Below are 15,647 nucleotides of genomic sequence, written 5' to 3'. Positions count from 1 at the left end.
TCGGTTCGCGCCCGGACTACGCGACGAGAGTGATTCGGGAGGCCTTCGCCGAGGCGAGTGACCCGCCGACGAAGATCTCGAAGTCTCCCGGTTCCACGACGAGCTCGGGTGACGCGCCATCGCCCCAGAACCCGAGATCCTCGGGGCCGAGCACGAACTCGACGGTCGCCGATTGGCCGGGCTCCAGGGTGACCCGTCGAAAGCCTCTCAGCCTTCGCACCGGCTGGGCGATGCTCGCCACCAGGTCATGGATGTACAACTGCACGACCTCGTCACCGAGCACCGCGCCCGTATTCGTCACCGACACCGAGGCACGGACTCCGCGGGTCGAAAGGGTTTCACGATCAAGCGTACGGGGCAGAACCTCCGGGGCCGACATCTCGAAGCTCGTGTAGCTGAGGCCGTGCCCGAACTCGAACTGGGGCCCGAGCTCCAGATCGAGGTACTTGGAGGTGAAGTAGTCGTCGGTGTTGCCGGGACCGACAAGTGCCACATCGATCTCGGAATGCTCCAGCGTTCCCCGGATGCTGGCGGCCCGGCCCGTGCTCTCGTGGTTGTAGTAGATCGGAATCTGGCCGACCGAACGCGGGATGCTCATGGCGAGCTTCCCGCCCGGGCTCACGGCACCCAGCAGCAGGTCGACTATCGCCTCCGGTGCCTCGGTGCCGAGATGCCAGGTCAGCAGCACCGCGCCACTCTTCTCGATCCACTCGCTCATCACGAGCGGACGGCCGGTGACGAGTACCACGGCGAACGGAACGCCGGTGCCCGCTATGGCCAGGATGAGCGCGGCCTGGTCTCCGGTCAGTGTGATGTCGCTGCGCGAGCTCGCCTCACCCGACAGCGAGGATGGTTCGCCCACCGCCACGACGACGAAGTCGTGTTCCAGCGCCGCCCGGGCCGCGTCGACCTGCATCCGCCGATCGGTGTCGAAGAACCCGGCACCGGTCAGGGTCGTGACGCGGGTCGCGGGCAGGGCCTCGCGAAGGCAGTCGGCAATCGACCGGGCGGGAGCGGCGAAGGACTGCGTCCAGGCTCCCAGATGGTCGGTGCTCTCCGCGTACGGCCCGACGATCAGGAGCGAGGGCACCGTCGACGGAATCGGCAGGGCGCCGTCATTCTTGAGCAGCACAGCGCACCGCCCGGCCGCCCGCCGCGCGACTCTGCGGGTGTCATTGTCGGGCTCGCGCACCTCGAGGCCCGGTTGCACGAACGGATAATCGAAGAGGCCCCGCGCGTGTTTCAGGCGGAGCACCCGGCGAACGGCGTCATCGATCCGGCTCGCCGGCACGTCGTCCGCCGAGACCACCGCGTGCCCGGATCGGTCGATGACGTGCCCGCCCATTTCGACATCGAGTCCCGCCCGCAGCGACTGGGCGATCGCTGCGCTCTCGTCTTCGGCGACGCCGTGCTTCACCAGCTCGACCACGCCCTCGGCGTCCCCGACGACGATTCCCTCGTGCCCCCACTCGCGCTTCAGCACGTCGGTCAGCAAGCGCTCGTGCGAGTGCATGGGGCGACCGCCGACCGTGTTGAAGGATGCCATGACGCTCGCCACGTTCGCCTTCACGGCGTCGCGGAACGGCACAAGGTAGGTGTTCCGCAACCGGTTCTCCGACACGTCCACCGTGTTGTAGTCGCGGCCGCCCTCGGCGAGTCCGTACGCCACGAAGTGTTTCGCGCAGGCCAGCAAGGAGGTCGAGGTGCCTCCCTCGACCCCTTGATAGCCCGCGATCTTCGCCGCCCCGAATCTCCCGGCAAGGAACGGGTCCTCGCCGAACCCCTCGACGACGCGACCCCAGCGAGGGTCGGTCGAGACGTCGACCATCGGGGAGAACGTCCAGTTCACACCCCCGCTCGTGGCCTCGATCGCGGAGACCCTCGCGTCGCTCGCCGCCACCTCCGGGTCAAAGCTGCTCGCCTGCGCGAGGGGAGTCGGGAAGATCGTGTACTGGCCGTGAATTACGTCGAGTCCGACGAGCAGCGGAATGCCGTGAGGCGTCTCCTCCCGGGCGATCCGCTGGAGTTCGTTGGTCTTCTCCGCGTTGCCCGGCCAGAAGACGGCTCCGATTCCCGATCGCACCAGTTCGGCCGCGTCGTCGAAGTTCGGGCGATACGCGATCTGTAGCTGGGCGAGCTTGTCGTCCCAGCTCATTTCGCCAAGCACGATCTCGATCTCTCGTTCGCTCTCGGGCGTCGGCCGCGCGATCAGACCGCTCACGCCGGACTCCGCAGAGATACTGTCTCCTGCCATGACCATCCCCTACCGGGTCTTCCCGCACCGACCAGCGAACCCCGGCTTCTGCCGTGACCCGGTCAGCTCTTGAGCCCGCCGCTGAATCCCTGGATGAAGCGCTTCTGCATGATGAGATACAGCACCGTGATCGGGATCAGGGCCACGATCAGCACCGCGAAGATGTTGTTCCAGTTGGTCACGAGCCCCGTGACGTAGCTGTAGACCACGACGGGGAGCGTTGCGGCGCTCGAACCGTTGAGGAAGATCAGCGGAGTGAAGAAATCATTCCACACGATGATCCCGGTCAGGATCGCGATGGTGCCGGTCGCCGGGGCGAGGAGGGGAAAGACCACCTGAACGTAGGCGCGCAGGGGGGACGCCCCATCGAGGGTGGCCGCCTCCTCGTACTCGGTCGGGAGCGCCCGCACGAAACCGCCGTAGAGGAAGACGGCGAGAGGCATGAGCATCGCCGTGTAGATCACCGCCATTCCTACCGGGCTGCCCAGCAGACCGATCGACCGCGCCCCGATGTACAGAGGCACGAGCCCCAACTGCGTCGGAACCACGATTCCCACGAGCACGAGGTAGTAGACGGTCGTGCTCACCCGGGTCAGCCGCCGGGCCAGCACGTAGGCGCAGGCCCCGCCGAAGACGATGAGGCCGATGACCGAGCCGGCGGTGATCACCGCGCTGTTGAACAGGCCGAGCAGGAGAGTGCTCGATCCTCCGCTCTGGAAGATCTCGACGAAGCTGTTCAGCGTCGGCCTCGTCGCGGGTTCGAAGGCCGGGGTTCCGATGGCGTCCGCCGCGGTCTTGAGCGAGGTGTTCACCAGCAGGTAGAACGGCAGCAGCATGAACAGGGCCGCCGCCCACATCACGATCTCCCGCACAAGGGTCCACTTCGTGTAGCGAAACATCGACTACTTCCTTGCATTCCGGTCGCGCGTGACGAACAGCTGGAGTGCTGCCGCCGCGACGACGATGATGGTGAAGACGAGAGACAGGGCGGCGCCGTAGCCGAAGTGCCCGTTGGCGAACGTCTCGCGGTAGATCACGGTGGAGAGCGTGTCCGTGGCGCCGTATGGGCCGCCGCGGGTCATGCCCTGCACCTGGTCGAACACTCGAAGGCCGGTGGTCAGCGCGAGTGTTGTCGAGATCGCGACGGCCGGCTGGATGAGCGGGAGCGTGATGTGGCGGAAGCGACCGAACGGGCCGGCTCCGTCGATGGCGGCGGCCTCCTCGATCTCGATCGGCACGGTGGCGAGTCCAGCGAGATAGATGATCATCGCCATGCCGATGTTCTGCCAGACCATGACCGCGAGGATGGTGAAGATCGCCCAGGTGGGATCCGCGAGCCAGGCCTTCTGCCAGCTCCCCAGACCCACCGCGCCGAGAGCGATGTTGAATGGGCCGTTCACCTGGAAGATGAAGCGGAAGATGTAGGACACCGCGAGCGGGCTGAGCACAACCGGCAGGAAGAGGAGCGTCCGCAGGATGTACCGGCTTCGGATGCCACGATTGAGGGCGAGCGCGAACGCCAGTCCAACCACGTTGGTGATGACGAGGAAGGAGATTGCGAGGAAGAGCGTGTTGCCGATCGACCCGAAGACTTTGGGATCCCCGACGATCTTGGCGAAATTGTCGAACCCGATCCAATTGAAGGATCCGATGCCCTTGAAGTCGGTGAAGGCGTACGCGCCGCCGATGCTCGTGGCCACGTAGTGCACGCCCAGCACCGCCAGCAGCCCCGGCATCGCCCACCACCACGAACCGTGGCGAACGAGCTTGGGGCGGCGACGGGGGCCGGACGGGTGTCCGGCCTCCGCCACCCGGGTGCCGCGAGAATCAATCGAGGGGGTGGTGAGTTGCGTCATTGCTCTGGTCGATTCCTCTGGCTGGAGACTTCAATATCGGCTGTGACCGTGGGCTACCAGGCCGCGTCCATTGCCGTCAGGACATCCTTCACCTTTGCCTGGCCGGTGAACAGTCCCTGCACGCCGGTGCCCAGCGCGTTGTAGACCTCGGCGGAGTCCCAGGCCGAGTTGGGAAGGGCGTAGGTGCGGCCCTTCGTCAGGAGCTCGGCCACACCGCCGTACTGGGGAGGCAGGGCTCCGAAGTCGGCACCCACCACGGGAAGGTTGCCCGAAACCTTGGGGAACACTCCCGAACCGTCCTTGCTCGAGGCGAAGTTGAGGAACTTCTTGGCCGCCGTGGCGGCCGGCGACTTGGCGTTGATCGCGAGAGCGTAGTTGACGCTCGCCGAGACGACATTGTCGGAGGCCTTGACGCCCGGGAAGGGGTTCACCACGAAGTTGGCCTTGGGGTTGGCGCCGCCGAGACCGAACGCAGCGCCGGAGGGAATCACTCCGGCGTAGGAGACCTCACCCACGAGGTTGTTGGTGATGGTGTCGAACGTTCCGGCCTCCGGAGACGCCTGGAAGCATCCCGCGGTCTTCAACTCAGTGAAGCGGTCGAGCGTGGTGTTCCAGCCCTTGTCCTTGGCGAAGGTCACCTTCTTCTTCTGCCGGTCGACGTTCCAGTTCGGATTGGGGCCGTAGACGAGATCGCCGGACATCACCATGGAGAAGAAGCCGGTGTTCGGCACCATCGATCCCGCGATCACGAAGAAGGAGTGCCCATGGTCCTTGGCGACGGCGCAGTCCTTGAGCAGCTCGGAGTACGTGGTGGGGTAGGCGGAGATGCCGTCCTTCTGCATGAGAGCAAGGTTGGCGACGATGGCCGCGACGGTGAAGTCCAGCCCCTGTGCATAGAGCTTGCCTCCGGACTTGAACATTGCCTCGTTGCCGGCCGGGACGGTCGTCTTCGCGTTGGTGTCATCGAGGGGCAACAGGTAGCCGGCCTCGGCGAGACTGAGCACGCTGAAGTTCTGGCCACGTCCGGGGGCGACTTCGAAGACGTCCGCGGCGTTGCCGGCCTGGAGCTTCGTGCTCAGCCCCTGACCGTAGGTGTCACCACCCGCCTCTTCCAGCGTGATCTTGTAGCTGGGGTTGGCCTTCATGAACGCGTCGGCAAGAGCCTTGTATGGCGACCCGCCGGACTCTGCCACCGGCGCATAGAGGGTGAACGCCTTGACCTCGGCCTTGGGGGCGGCGGTGGAGGCGCATCCGGAGAGCACGAGCGCGCTCACGGCGAGGAGGGAAAGAGCAGCGGGCGCAAGAGCGCGTCGCGCGCTCCGAGTTGGCTGTGACATCGAGCGGACCTTTCTTGACGGCATTGTCAAACTCTGCTTATCGCGGAGCAAGTCGCCAACGAGAGGTTGGCAAGATCGAGCCTACCGACTTGCGCACGTCTGAGACATAAGCATTAGCTTTTTGGACATTTGCGGTGTCGATGGGCTCGAAAGGGCGAAATTGACGCAGTCGATCACCCGCATCGAGATCGCCGTCACCAACACCTGGGCGAACCGGTTCACCGCCAACGCGGCGCTCCCGGAGTCTGCGATCACCCCGATCACGATGCCGGTCTACGCCGCGGACGCCCCCGCGAGGCCCTGGGGGCTGCGGGGCGCGGTGGTCCTGCTTCGGCACGAGGTGACGGAGGCCGACTCGGGCTACTAGAACATCGGGTGGTCGTTGGCGACCTCGTCCGGCATGCGCTGCAATACGTCCCAGTGTTCAACGACCTTGCCCCCGTTGAGGCGGTAGATATCCGCGACCGCGGCCACCGGATTGCCCGGAAAGGTCGCCCTAACATGGACGAGCGCAAAGTCACCGTCGATGAGGATCCGCTGGATCTCGAACGCGGCACCAGGAGTGGAGAACTTCGGCGTCAGCATCGCGACCGCGGCGTCGCGGCCATCCGGAATCGTCGGGTTGTGCTGGATGTAGTCCTCGGCCACGAAGCTCGTGAACGCGGTTTCGACGTCGCGCTCCGTGTAGAAGAGGCGCGCAAACTCGGTGACGATCGTGCGGTTGTCGCTCACCGTGACTACCCGAGCTCCGCCGCGAGACGGCGAGCGCCACGCACCGCGAGGGCGACACTCATCAGGGTCGGGTTCATCGAGGTGGCAGTGGGAATCAGAGCGTTTCCTCCCACGATCAGATTCTCGTGCCCCCAGACCCTCGAGTACGGGTCGGCGACCGAGGTGCCGTCGTCGATCTCGCCCATGCGCATGGTTCCCTGATAGTGAAGGCTCGACCCGTTCGGCATGAGCCGCGGGGGCGCCACGAAGGTGCCGAGCGATTCGCCGGCGCGCGTCAGCAGCTCGGTCGCGCGGGCGACGTCGTCGTTCTCGGCATCGGTGAGCTCGTAGCAGATGCTCATGTTCGGGAAGCCGCGGTAATCGAGCTCGTCGTCGTCGAAGGTGACGCCGTCCTCGAAGCGAGGGCGCTTGCGCAGTCCGTAGCCCATATTGACGTACCCCCAGCGGTTGCCCGCCTGCGGATGGGCGGGGTCCAGCTGAAACGGCGGCAGTTCCGCATACATGACCTGGAGGGAGAACGGGTGGTCGGGTTCGGAGTACGGAATGCGGTTCACTGCGGCGACGGGGTCGGCGGGGTTGGTGGAACGCCGCGCGAGTTCGCTCGTGAGGTCGTCCTCGGTCGCGAAACGACCCATCTTGTCCGCGTCCAGCGCGACGGTCGAGATCACGACCGGGTGCTCGGTGAGGTAGTGCCCGAGCGCCCGCGGGCGGATGCCGGATGCCCAGAGCAGCTGCGGGGACCGGAACGCGTCGGCGGCGACGACCACCGCATCCGCGGCGAACTCGTACGTCTCATGGGAACGCAGGTCCTCGACCACGAGCCCGGTGGCCCGACCGCCCTGGAGTTCGACCCGACGCACGAGGGAGAGGTCGCGCAGTTCGAATCTCGAGGCGAGGGGGGAGTCGGGGTCGATCAGGGAGCCGAGCACCATGTCGGTGCCCGTCCAGCGCATCGACCCGTCCGGCTGGGGGTCGCCGGCGACCGGAAGGGTGCTGGGGCGACTGTCTGCCGGAAGCTCGGAGAACTCCTCGGCGAGCAGGGCGCGGATGCCGCCGCCGATCGGAGAATCCGCGAATGCCGCGTTCTGGGCGTGCAGGAGGGACTCAGCGACGGCGATGAGGCCGTCCCACTCGGAGTCGGGGATGAACGACACCTTCTCGCTGCCCGAGGGGCGCGGGATCGCACAGGTCCAGTGCGCGCCCTGGCCACCGACGTTGGTGGCGGTCGCTGCCGCCGGAAACGTCGGGGCATGCGCGGATCCGTCGCCGCCGAAGTCGAAGAGGTGCGTTCCCTGCCGCGCCGTGAACATGCCTTCGACGACGGTTCCGGCGGGGATGCCCAGCGACTCCCGCAACGCGCCGGCCTGCGGGCCCTGCGACAGCTCCCGCGCCCGGGCCTTGGCTGCCGGGTCGACGATGTTCCGCACGCTCTCGCCCGGGATCTCGGTCAGCTGGGGGCCGGCCTCGAACATCACGACTCGGGCGGCGGGGTTGGACTCGAGAATCACTCGAGCGTAGGCGGCACCGATCGGGCCGCTGCCGACAATGGCGACGGTGGGGGTGGTAGACATGGTCTCTCCTTCGAGTGTCACGCGGACTGTGGTTGGGATTCGGGCTGGCTGTCGGATTCCGACTCGGCCGTCTCGTCGGACAGCCGACCGGCGGGGAGCAGAACGGCCGCGATGATCCCCAGGGCGTAGACCAGCGCGAGACCGGCGAACACCGGCCTGAGGACGTCGCCGTACACCCCCGCGATGTGGGCCTGAAGGGATTCACTGAGACCTCGGGCGACCGCTGGGGTGAGGGTGGAGTCATCCAGACCGGCGGGAAGCCCCGCGAGGACGCCGGCGCCGATGACCGCGCCGATGACCGCCGTGCCGACGGTGGCGCCGACCTGCCGAACAAGGGCGGCGGTCGCGGTGACCGACCCGGTCTCGCTGCGGCGCACGGCGCTCTGCACCACGGCGATCACCAGGCTCATGAACGAACCGGTGCCGACGCCGACCAGGGCCATGACGGCCATCGGCACCCACAGCGGGAGCCCGGCGGGGAGCAGGGCCATGATGGCCAGTCCCGCGGTGGCGACGGAGGTGCCGAAGATCGCGAAGACGCGATAGTGGCCGCTGCGGCTGGACAGCCAGCCCGTGACGAGGCTGCTCACGAGCATCCCGAACACCGTGGCGATGGGCACGAGTCCCGACACCGTGGCGGTCGTGCGATAGGCCATCTGGATGAAGGTGGGCATGTACGAGACGACCGAGAACAGCCCTATGCCGATGATCGCGGAGAGCGCGATCCCGGCCGCCACCGTGCGATCTCGGAAGTAACGCAGCGGCACGAACGGGTCATCCACCCTCAGCTCGATGACGAAGAAGGCCACGAGAGATGCGGCGGACAGGGCCAACAGTGCCACCGAGACGCCCGTGAGGCCGGGCTGGGTCACGCCCGAGACGGCCAGTACGAGGGACACGATCGCCGTGGTGAAGGTGACGCCACCGGCCACATCGAAGCGCCCGCGGACATTCCCGTCGATGTGGGGGATCGCCACGACGGCGAAGCCGAGAGCCACGACGCCGAAGGGCACGTTGATCCAGAAGACCCACTGCCAGCCGAAGTGGTCGGTGATGATCCCGCCCAGGACCGGCCCCACGAGGATCGCCACGGGAAAGGCCGCGCCGATGATGCTCAGCAGACGCGGACGCTCCCGCGGCGACGTCACGGTCGCGACGATCGTCTGGGACATCAGCTGGATGCCCGCCGAGCTGAGTCCCTGCGCCACCCGGGCGATGACCAGCTGTGTCATGTCCTGAGCGAGACCGCACGCGACCGAGGCGAGCACGAACAGCGCGAGGGACCCGAGGAAGACCCGGCGCGCGCCGAGCGAGTCCGCGAGCTTGCCCAGCAGCGGCAGAAACACGGTTGCCGCCAGAGTGTAGGCCACGATCACCCAGCTCATCTGCCCGAGGGCGCCCAACTCCCCCGCGATGGTGGCGAGGGAGGTGGAGACGATCGTGTGGTCGAGGGCACCGAGAAACGAGACGGTGAGAAGAGACGCCAGAAGGAGCCGGAGGCGCAGAGGGGAGAGTGTCATCGGAGGTCTGCCCGTACGAACGGGCCGTCGACGAGACCGGTTGTGCCCCACACGCGAACTCGTGGTGGGAACGGGCCCCCGGGGGCCCCAACGTCTCCGCCATTCTATACCGTCTTTTGCCTATTTTCAACATAAGCACTCGCCATATCCACTTATCAGTGGCGCGCTCGCGACCTGCTTCGCGCGGGAGCCACGGGCGGAGCGGCGACGGCGGCGCCGACGGTGCCGGTCAGGGTGCCGATGCCGTCGATGGTCATGCGAACCTCGTCCCCCTCGCGCAGCGGAGGCGGAGTGAGGCCGCCGTTGCGCCCCCACAGTTCGGCGAGGCATCCCCCGTTGCCGACAGTGCCGGAGCCGAGGACGTCTCCCGCGACGACTCTGGAGTTGCGCGAGGCGTAGGCGATGAGCTCCGGAAACGGCCAGCCCATGTTGGAGACGAGGTCCTCGCCGATCGGCACGTCGTTGACGAACACCTCTGCGCGCAGCGCGAGGAATCCGTCGGCATCGAGGCGCGGGGCGAGTTCGTCGGCGGTGACGATCCAGGGACCGAGCGACGTGCCGAAGTCCTTGCCCTTCGCCGGCCCCAGACGCACCTTCATTTCTCGGGCCTGGAGGTCGCGCGCCGACCAGTCGTTCATTATCGTGTAGCCGAAGATGCGGTCCGCCGACTCCTCCCGGGTGAGGTTTCTGCCGTCGGCATCCGGGGCGCCGCCCAGCACGACGGCGAGCTCGAGTTCGAAGTCGAGGCGGTCGCACACCGGGGGCGCCACTGGCTCGTCCGGGCCCAGCACGGTGTGCGGGTTCGTGAAGTAGAACGTCGGCGCCTCGTACCATTCAGGCACAACGCCGCCCGCGCCATCGATGGAGGCGGTCACGCCCTCGACGTGCTCCTCGAAGGCCACGAAGTCCCGGATCGACGCGGGCCAGAGCGGAGCCAGCAGCCGCACAGCGGCCAGGGCTGATCCGCCGGAGACGGCACGCGCGCGCAGGGCGTGAGCCGCGGCGAGCCCCGACTCGAGAACCTCGGCGACGGTCGCTCCGTCGGGGAACGGCACCACGCGATCGTCGATCACGAAACCCTCCCCGACGCGGCCCGCGGGGTCGAGCCAGCGGCCGATCCTCATGCCGTCACGCGGCTCGCGAGGATCGAGTCGGCGTTCTCACCGAGGATGCCACGCAGGACATCCTCGCCGAACCCGGCCTCGCGCACCTCGGCCACGGGATCGTCCAGCCCCATGTCGAAGGGGAAGTCGCTGCCGAGCATCACCTGCGAGGCACCCGCCACTTCGACGAGTGCGCGAAGAGTGCGCACGTCGTGCACCACCGTGTCGAACCAGATGCGCGACAGATAAGAGGAGGGAGCGTGTTCGCAGCCGTGCGCCTCCGGCCTCACCCGCCACGCGCGATCGGACCGGCCGATCACCGTCGGCAGGTAGCCGCCACCGTGGGCCGCGACGATCTTCAGGCCGGGATACCGGTCGAGAACGCCGGCGAAGATGAGGTGCGACAAGGCAACCGCGTTCTCCGTCGGCTGGCCCACGGTGTTCGAGAGGTAGAACCGGTCGAGACGTTCATCGAGACTGCACCCGAAGGGATGCAGGAACACGACGCAGCCCAGTTCCTCGGCGCGTGCCCAGAACGGCTCCAACCGCTCGTCGGAGAGCTCGACATCTCCGGCGAAGGACGAGATCTCGACTCCGACGAGTCCGCGACCGAGCACCGCGTCGTCGAGACACTCCACGATGCGAGTCGGATGCTGCAGCGGCACGAGCCCCAACCCGATCAGTCGATCCGGTGCGCTCGCCACGTGTTCGGCGATGAGACGGTTCGCCTCGATCGCCGTCCACACCGCGAGGCCCTCTGGCACACCGGGATAGAAGTGGTTGGGTGAGGCGCTCACCCACTGGCGGTCGACGCCCTGGGCGTCCATGGCGGCAAGCCGCGCCGCGGGATCCATCAGCTTGGGGATCCGCTCGCCGATCATCCGTCCGGAGGCCGCAATCGAGGCCGCCCCGTTGCGCCTCAGCTCGAGTGCCGCCGCCTCCTGCACGAGGTCGGGGGCGCGGCGCTCGACCTCTGCCTGGAGTGCAGGCATCAACAGGTGCGCGTGAACGTCGGTGATCATGCGGGTTCCGCCATCTTCTTCGCGATTCCGAAGATGAGACCGCCCGCGTCTGCGTCGCGATCCCCGTCGAGTTGCCATTGGCCCAGCTGCACGGAGGCCGAAACGACGGCCCCGGCGCGAGGCAGCCGGCGTGCGTGGAAGGCGTCCCAGACCCCCTGGTCGAGGGTGTCGGCCGCCACGAGCAGCTCGGTCAGCACGAGCGCATCCTCCAGCGCCTGCGCGGCGCCCTGGGCGATCGTGGGAGGGCAGCTGTGCGCGGCATCCCCGATGATGACGACCCGACCGCGGTTCCACGGCGCCTCGACGAGATGCTGGGTGAACCACGTGTAGTTGGCAGGGGCGCCCGCCTCGAGGTCGGCGCGCACCGAGTTCCACGGTCCGTCGTAGGCGCGCGACTCGTCGATCATGATCCGGGTCGCCTCCCCCTCGCTGACCCCGGACCGGTCCTGCGCCTTCTCCACGAGGAAGGCGTACATGCTGTTGTCGCCCGTCGGGGTGTAGCCCGCGATGTACATCCGACCGCCGTAGTAGAGCTCGCTGCGCGGCACGTCGGCCGGCCGGGAGACGAAGGCCCGCCAGATCCCCATCCCGGTGGGCTGGGGCCTGGTCTCGATTCCGATGAGCTCGCGCACCGCGGAGTTGACTCCGTCGGCCCCGACGAGCAGGTCGAACACGCCGACTGGCTCATCATTGACGAGAACCTCAACGCCTTGCTCCGTCTGCCGCAACCCCGTGACCCGGGCGTCGAAGCGAACCCGCGCGCCAGCCGCGACGGCATGGTCGAAGAGGATGCGCGCGAGATCGGCGCGCGGCATCCCCATCGCCGCCGGGTAATCGGGTCCACCCGACTTGACGTCGGGAAGTTCGGCCACGACGGCCGCCCCGGGCCCGGGGGCACGGAGAGTCAGGCCCTCGAAGGGGAACCCCGCCGCGCGGATGTCGTCCCAGGCGCCCAGGGCGTCGAAGACACGGAGGGCGTTGCCCTGCAGGGATATGCCCGATCCGACGGTGCCGAGTTCGGGCTTGGCCTCGAATACCTCCACCTGCACGCCGGCCTTGGCGAGCTGGATTGCCGCGGCGAGGGCTGCGACGCCGCTTCCGGCAATGGCGACTCTCTGTACTGCAGTCATCTGAGAACCTCTCTGTTCTGTTGGTGTACGGCTTAGAAGATCGCGACCGGGTTCACCGGCGACCCGACCGCTCCCGTGATGGGCAGCGGAGGGGCCGACAGCAGGAACTCGTAACGACCCGTCGATGCGCAGTGCGCGCCGAGTTCCTCCAGATCCCACATCTCCCCCACCGTGAGACCGATATTAGGGATGACGACCTGATTCAGGGGCTGGAAGGCGGGCACGTCGAACTCATTCGGCCGAACCTCGAAGCCCCAGGTGTCGGTCGCGATGGCGGCGATCTCGGTGCCGTGCAGCCATCCGGCGGTCGCGAGGGACAGCCCGGGTGCCGGGCCACCCGCGTACTCCCCCCACCCCAGGCGACACACCCGCGCGAGCTGGCCGGTGCGCACGAGCACGATGTCGCCGCGACCCACTGCACTCGACTCGCCCTGGGCACGCGCGCAGGCGTCCAGGTCTGCGGCAGTGATGGCATAGCCGTCGGGCAGCTCGGCGGAGTCCGGGGCCAGGTGACGGCCGAGGTCCAGCAACACTCCCCGGGAGACGATGACGGATGCCGCGTGCTCGATGCCCGTGACGAGGTCGCCGTCGCTCGTGACGACGTCCCCCGCCCGTCGGCCGTTCCACGCCATTCCGTGATCGAAGATGTGACCGAGCCCGTCCCACTGGGTCGAGCACTGAAGCGGCATGGCGATGATGTCGTCCGCACCACCGATTCCGTGCGGGAATCCCTGCGACCCCCGCTCGGCGTCCGTTCCGGTGTCCAGCATTGTGTGGACGGGATTGGTGCGCCGGCGCCAACCATTCTGCGGCCCGTTCATGTCGAAGGACTGGGAGAGCGAGATCACCCGCCCGGTGGTGGCGAGTCGGGCCGCGGCGGCGCGCTTGGTCTCGTCGATGAAGTTCAGAGTGCCGAGAACATCGTCTGCGCCCCACCGCCCCCAGTTGCGGTACGCCTCCGCCCGAAGCGCGATCTCCGCCTCGGGGTTTGAGCGGTCGAGCGCCGTCGGGTCCTCTCCGGGAGTGGTCATCGCGCCGACTCCGCCACGCAACGAACGACCTGGGTGCCCAGGCCTTCGATGCTGCCGGTCATCACATCTCCGTCGCGCAGGAATCGCTTCCAGTGCTGTCCGTTGCCCGCTGGACTCCCGGTCAGCAGCAGGTCGCCGGGAAGCAGGGGCATCGTCTGGGACGCACCAGACACGAGGGCGGGAATGTCGAACAGCAGGTCGTTGGACGAGGCGTCCTGCATGGTCTCACCGTTGAGCTCGAGGTGCAGCCTGACGTCGCTCGGATCGATGAAGGATGCCGGCACGAGAAACGGACCGGTGGGAAGGAAGCCCGGTGCATTCTTGGCGCGATACCAGTCGGTGCCGATCTCCTTCATGTCCTTACGGAAGACCAGGTCACGCGTCGTCACGTCGTTGACGATCGTGTACCCGGCCACATGTTCCATCGCCTCGTCACGCGACACCCGGAATGTCTCACGACCGATTACCACGGCCAGCTCGAGTTCCCAGTCATGCACGTCGCTGTAGCCGGGCAGGGCCAGGGGCACGTCGTCACCCACGACGCAGGCGGGGAGGCCGATGAAGAAGTACGGTTCTCCATTTGCCTTGCGGCGATCCATGAGCTCGGCGGCAAACGCGCGGGCCTCCTCGGGGGTGCGCGTCTGATCCTGGGTGAGCCCGGCCGCCACCAGTTCGATGACGTGCGCGCGGTAGTTCGCCCCGGTCTGCAGCACCTGGCGCGGGGTGACCGGCGCGGTGAGGGTCACGCTCTCGAGCGGGAGCCAGCCATCGTCACGCTGCGCCAGCGCGGCCACTCGCTCCCAACCCGGCGTCCCGAGAGCGAGCAACGCATTGAGACCCTGCACCCCCAGGTCTTCGGGGGTGACCGGACGGATGCGATCGCCGCGCACGACGCCGAGCACGACCTCCTCGCCGTTCCGGTATCGGGCCAGCGCGTACGGAGCGTTGATTGTGTGGTTCACCATGAGATTCGGTCCTCGCTTCGTTGCGATCGTGGTCGATAGGGGGCCGGGACGCCACGTTCCCGGCCCAGTGGGTCAGCCCTGTCCGTGCTTGGCGTACGGGTTGAACAGCGCGTCCTTGATCTCGTCTGGCACGCCCTCCTCGGTCGCCGACGGTCCATCGGCCGCGGGGAAGGACTCCGTCATCGACATCGGCATCGCACTGTTGCGGTAGAAGTTGTTCGACCCGAGACTCGGCTTCCAGGTGTTCGGCTCCCAATCCGGCACGTAGTTGCGGTAGCCGCCCGTGTTGAGCTCGATGCGCAGCGTCGACGGCTCACGGTAGTAGAGGAAGTTCTGTTCGCCGATGCCGTGGATCGACGGGCCGTACTCGATCGGGATGCCGTTCTCCATGAGCACGTCGGCCGCGATGAGCAGCTCCTCGCGGGTGTCGACCCAGAACGCGTAGTGGTTGATGCGGCCCGCGCGCGTCGAGCCGTCGAGGACGACACCGAGGTCGTGGGACTTCTCATTGGTGGTGAGCACCGAGAAGACGGAGATCGGAGCCTCGTCGAGGATCGTCTTGGCCATGATCCTGAAGCCCAGCACCCGGTTGTACCAGGCCGCGAAATCGTCGACACTGCTCGTGGCGATGGTCACGTGGTCGAGCTGACGGGGAGCCCCCGCCACCTTGCTGCGCTTTTCGGGACGGTCCGGGTAGATGGATGCCTCGGCCGGAAGCGCCTGGTGGCGCACGACATCCCAGTGCAGAGTCATGCTGTGGCCCCAGGGGCCGACGAAGCGGTATGCGCGACCGATCGAGGGACCGTCGAACCACTCGCCGTCGACACCCTCGGCTTCGAGCAGGCGGGCGGCCTCTTCGAGCGCCTCGGGGCTCGAGGTTCGCCAGGCCATGGTGGCGAGCGACGGCTCGGTGCCGGGGATCACCACGAGGCTGTACGCGTAGTAGTCGCCCCAGCAGCGCAGGTACACGGCGCCGTCGATGCGGTCGACGACGCTGAGCCCCACCTGCGTGACGTAGAAATCGACTGAGGCCTCCACGTCGGGCGAGGTGACCGCCACATACGACAGATGGGAGAGGAGTTTGATCATCATCGATCCTTTCGTTGAAGCGTGGGGAGGATTCCCC

General features: G+C 67.3%; 14 protein-coding genes. 1 reads left to right on the top strand and 13 read right to left on the bottom strand.

From position 1 onward, the window contains the following. Positions 1-16: 16 nt before the first annotated feature. The 4 genes from ACHZD8_RS07580 to ACHZD8_RS07565 form a co-directional block, all read right to left on the bottom strand. Positions 17-2,254 carry a glycoside hydrolase family 3 N-terminal domain-containing protein gene (locus ACHZD8_RS07580; protein ID WP_394769598.1) on the bottom strand — a complete coding sequence of 746 codons (2,238 nt, stop codon included), beginning with the start codon at positions 2,252-2,254 and terminating at the stop codon, positions 17-19. 62 nt (positions 2,255-2,316) lie between these two features. Beyond that, a complete protein-coding gene (locus ACHZD8_RS07575) occupies positions 2,317-3,153 on the bottom strand; it encodes a carbohydrate ABC transporter permease (RefSeq protein ID WP_394769597.1) in 837 nt (278 codons plus the stop codon). 3 nt (positions 3,154-3,156) lie between these two features. After that, positions 3,157-4,110 (bottom strand): carbohydrate ABC transporter permease, encoded by a 954-nt coding sequence (locus ACHZD8_RS07570; protein WP_394769596.1) that lies wholly within the window; start codon positions 4,108-4,110, stop codon positions 3,157-3,159. Between the two features lie 53 nt (positions 4,111-4,163). Further along, positions 4,164-5,447 carry an ABC transporter substrate-binding protein gene (locus ACHZD8_RS07565; RefSeq protein WP_394769594.1) on the bottom strand — a complete coding sequence of 428 codons (1,284 nt, stop codon included), beginning with the start codon at positions 5,445-5,447 and terminating at the stop codon, positions 4,164-4,166. A gap of 160 nt (positions 5,448-5,607) precedes the next feature. On the opposite strand from ACHZD8_RS07565, the gene ACHZD8_RS07560 reads away from it, so the two are divergent. Then, on the top strand, positions 5,608-5,814 hold the full coding sequence (locus ACHZD8_RS07560; protein WP_394769592.1) for a hypothetical protein: 207 nt from the start codon (positions 5,608-5,610) through the stop codon (positions 5,812-5,814). On the opposite strand, the gene ACHZD8_RS07555 is transcribed toward ACHZD8_RS07560, so the two are convergent. The 9 genes from ACHZD8_RS07555 to ACHZD8_RS07515 all read right to left on the bottom strand — a co-directional run bounded on the left by ACHZD8_RS07555 (position 5,811) and on the right by ACHZD8_RS07515 (position 15,610). Next, positions 5,811-6,179, bottom strand: coding sequence for a nuclear transport factor 2 family protein (locus ACHZD8_RS07555; protein WP_394769591.1), 369 nt, complete (start codon positions 6,177-6,179; stop codon positions 5,811-5,813). The genes ACHZD8_RS07560 and ACHZD8_RS07555 overlap by 4 nt on opposite strands. A 5-nt stretch (positions 6,180-6,184) precedes the next feature. After that, positions 6,185-7,750 carry a GMC oxidoreductase gene (locus tag ACHZD8_RS07550; RefSeq protein ID WP_394769590.1) on the bottom strand — a complete coding sequence of 522 codons (1,566 nt, stop codon included), beginning with the start codon at positions 7,748-7,750 and terminating at the stop codon, positions 6,185-6,187. Positions 7,751-7,767: 17 nt separating this feature from the next. Further along, a complete protein-coding gene (locus ACHZD8_RS07545) occupies positions 7,768-9,270 on the bottom strand; it encodes an MFS transporter (RefSeq protein WP_394769589.1) in 1,503 nt (500 codons plus the stop codon). Between the two features lie 155 nt (positions 9,271-9,425). Further along, a complete protein-coding gene (locus ACHZD8_RS07540; protein WP_394769588.1) occupies positions 9,426-10,394 on the bottom strand; it encodes a fumarylacetoacetate hydrolase family protein in 969 nt (322 codons plus the stop codon). Next, complete coding sequence (locus ACHZD8_RS07535; protein ID WP_394769587.1) at positions 10,391-11,395, bottom strand: amidohydrolase family protein; 1,005 nt, start codon at positions 11,393-11,395, stop codon at positions 10,391-10,393. Before ACHZD8_RS07535 ends, ACHZD8_RS07540 begins: the two co-directional genes overlap by 4 nt. After that, positions 11,392-12,525: an FAD-dependent monooxygenase gene (locus tag ACHZD8_RS07530; protein WP_394769586.1), complete on the bottom strand. Its 1,134-nt coding sequence runs from the start codon at positions 12,523-12,525 to the stop codon at positions 11,392-11,394. Before ACHZD8_RS07530 ends, ACHZD8_RS07535 begins: the two co-directional genes overlap by 4 nt. A 32-nt stretch (positions 12,526-12,557) precedes the next feature. After that, positions 12,558-13,556 carry a cyclase family protein gene (locus tag ACHZD8_RS07525; protein WP_394769585.1) on the bottom strand — a complete coding sequence of 333 codons (999 nt, stop codon included), beginning with the start codon at positions 13,554-13,556 and terminating at the stop codon, positions 12,558-12,560. Continuing rightward, on the bottom strand, positions 13,553-14,521 hold the full coding sequence (locus ACHZD8_RS07520) for a fumarylacetoacetate hydrolase family protein (RefSeq protein ID WP_394769584.1): 969 nt from the start codon (positions 14,519-14,521) through the stop codon (positions 13,553-13,555). The genes ACHZD8_RS07525 and ACHZD8_RS07520 overlap by 4 nt, the downstream gene beginning before the upstream one ends. Before the next feature lie 72 nt (positions 14,522-14,593). Next, the gene (locus tag ACHZD8_RS07515; RefSeq protein ID WP_394769717.1) at positions 14,594-15,610 is read right to left on the bottom strand and encodes a VOC family protein; all 1,017 of its coding nucleotides are present in this window, start codon (positions 15,608-15,610) and stop codon (positions 14,594-14,596) included. Positions 15,611-15,647: the final 37 nt, after the last annotated feature.

This window comes from Lacisediminihabitans sp. (assembly GCF_043726815.1).
Lineage (GTDB): Bacteria > Actinomycetota > Actinomycetes > Actinomycetales > Microbacteriaceae > Lacisediminihabitans.
Note: the sequence above shows the minus strand (reverse complement) of the source record. Positions and strands in the feature narration are given on the sequence as shown.

Excerpts from the sequence above, each read along its gene's own strand:
- ACHZD8_RS07580 (WP_394769598.1), bottom strand. The coding sequence starts at position 2,254 with ATGGCAGGAGACAGTATCTCTGCGGAGTCCGGCGTGAGCGGTCTGATC.
- ACHZD8_RS07575 (WP_394769597.1), bottom strand. The coding sequence starts at position 3,153 with ATGTTTCGCTACACGAAGTGGACCCTTGTGCGGGAGATCGTGATGTGG.
- ACHZD8_RS07570 (WP_394769596.1), bottom strand. The coding sequence starts at position 4,110 with ATGACGCAACTCACCACCCCCTCGATTGATTCTCGCGGCACCCGGGTG.
- ACHZD8_RS07565 (WP_394769594.1), bottom strand. The coding sequence starts at position 5,447 with ATGTCACAGCCAACTCGGAGCGCGCGACGCGCTCTTGCGCCCGCTGCT.
- ACHZD8_RS07550 (WP_394769590.1), bottom strand. The coding sequence starts at position 7,750 with ATGTCTACCACCCCCACCGTCGCCATTGTCGGCAGCGGCCCGATCGGT.
- ACHZD8_RS07545 (WP_394769589.1), bottom strand. The coding sequence starts at position 9,270 with ATGACACTCTCCCCTCTGCGCCTCCGGCTCCTTCTGGCGTCTCTTCTC.
- ACHZD8_RS07540 (WP_394769588.1), bottom strand. The coding sequence starts at position 10,394 with ATGAGGATCGGCCGCTGGCTCGACCCCGCGGGCCGCGTCGGGGAGGGT.
- ACHZD8_RS07535 (WP_394769587.1), bottom strand. The coding sequence starts at position 11,395 with ATGATCACCGACGTTCACGCGCACCTGTTGATGCCTGCACTCCAGGCA.
- ACHZD8_RS07530 (WP_394769586.1), bottom strand. The coding sequence starts at position 12,525 with ATGACTGCAGTACAGAGAGTCGCCATTGCCGGAAGCGGCGTCGCAGCC.
- ACHZD8_RS07525 (WP_394769585.1), bottom strand. The coding sequence starts at position 13,556 with ATGACCACTCCCGGAGAGGACCCGACGGCGCTCGACCGCTCAAACCCC.
- ACHZD8_RS07520 (WP_394769584.1), bottom strand. The coding sequence starts at position 14,521 with ATGGTGAACCACACAATCAACGCTCCGTACGCGCTGGCCCGATACCGG.
- ACHZD8_RS07515 (WP_394769717.1), bottom strand. The coding sequence starts at position 15,610 with ATGATCAAACTCCTCTCCCATCTGTCGTATGTGGCGGTCACCTCGCCC.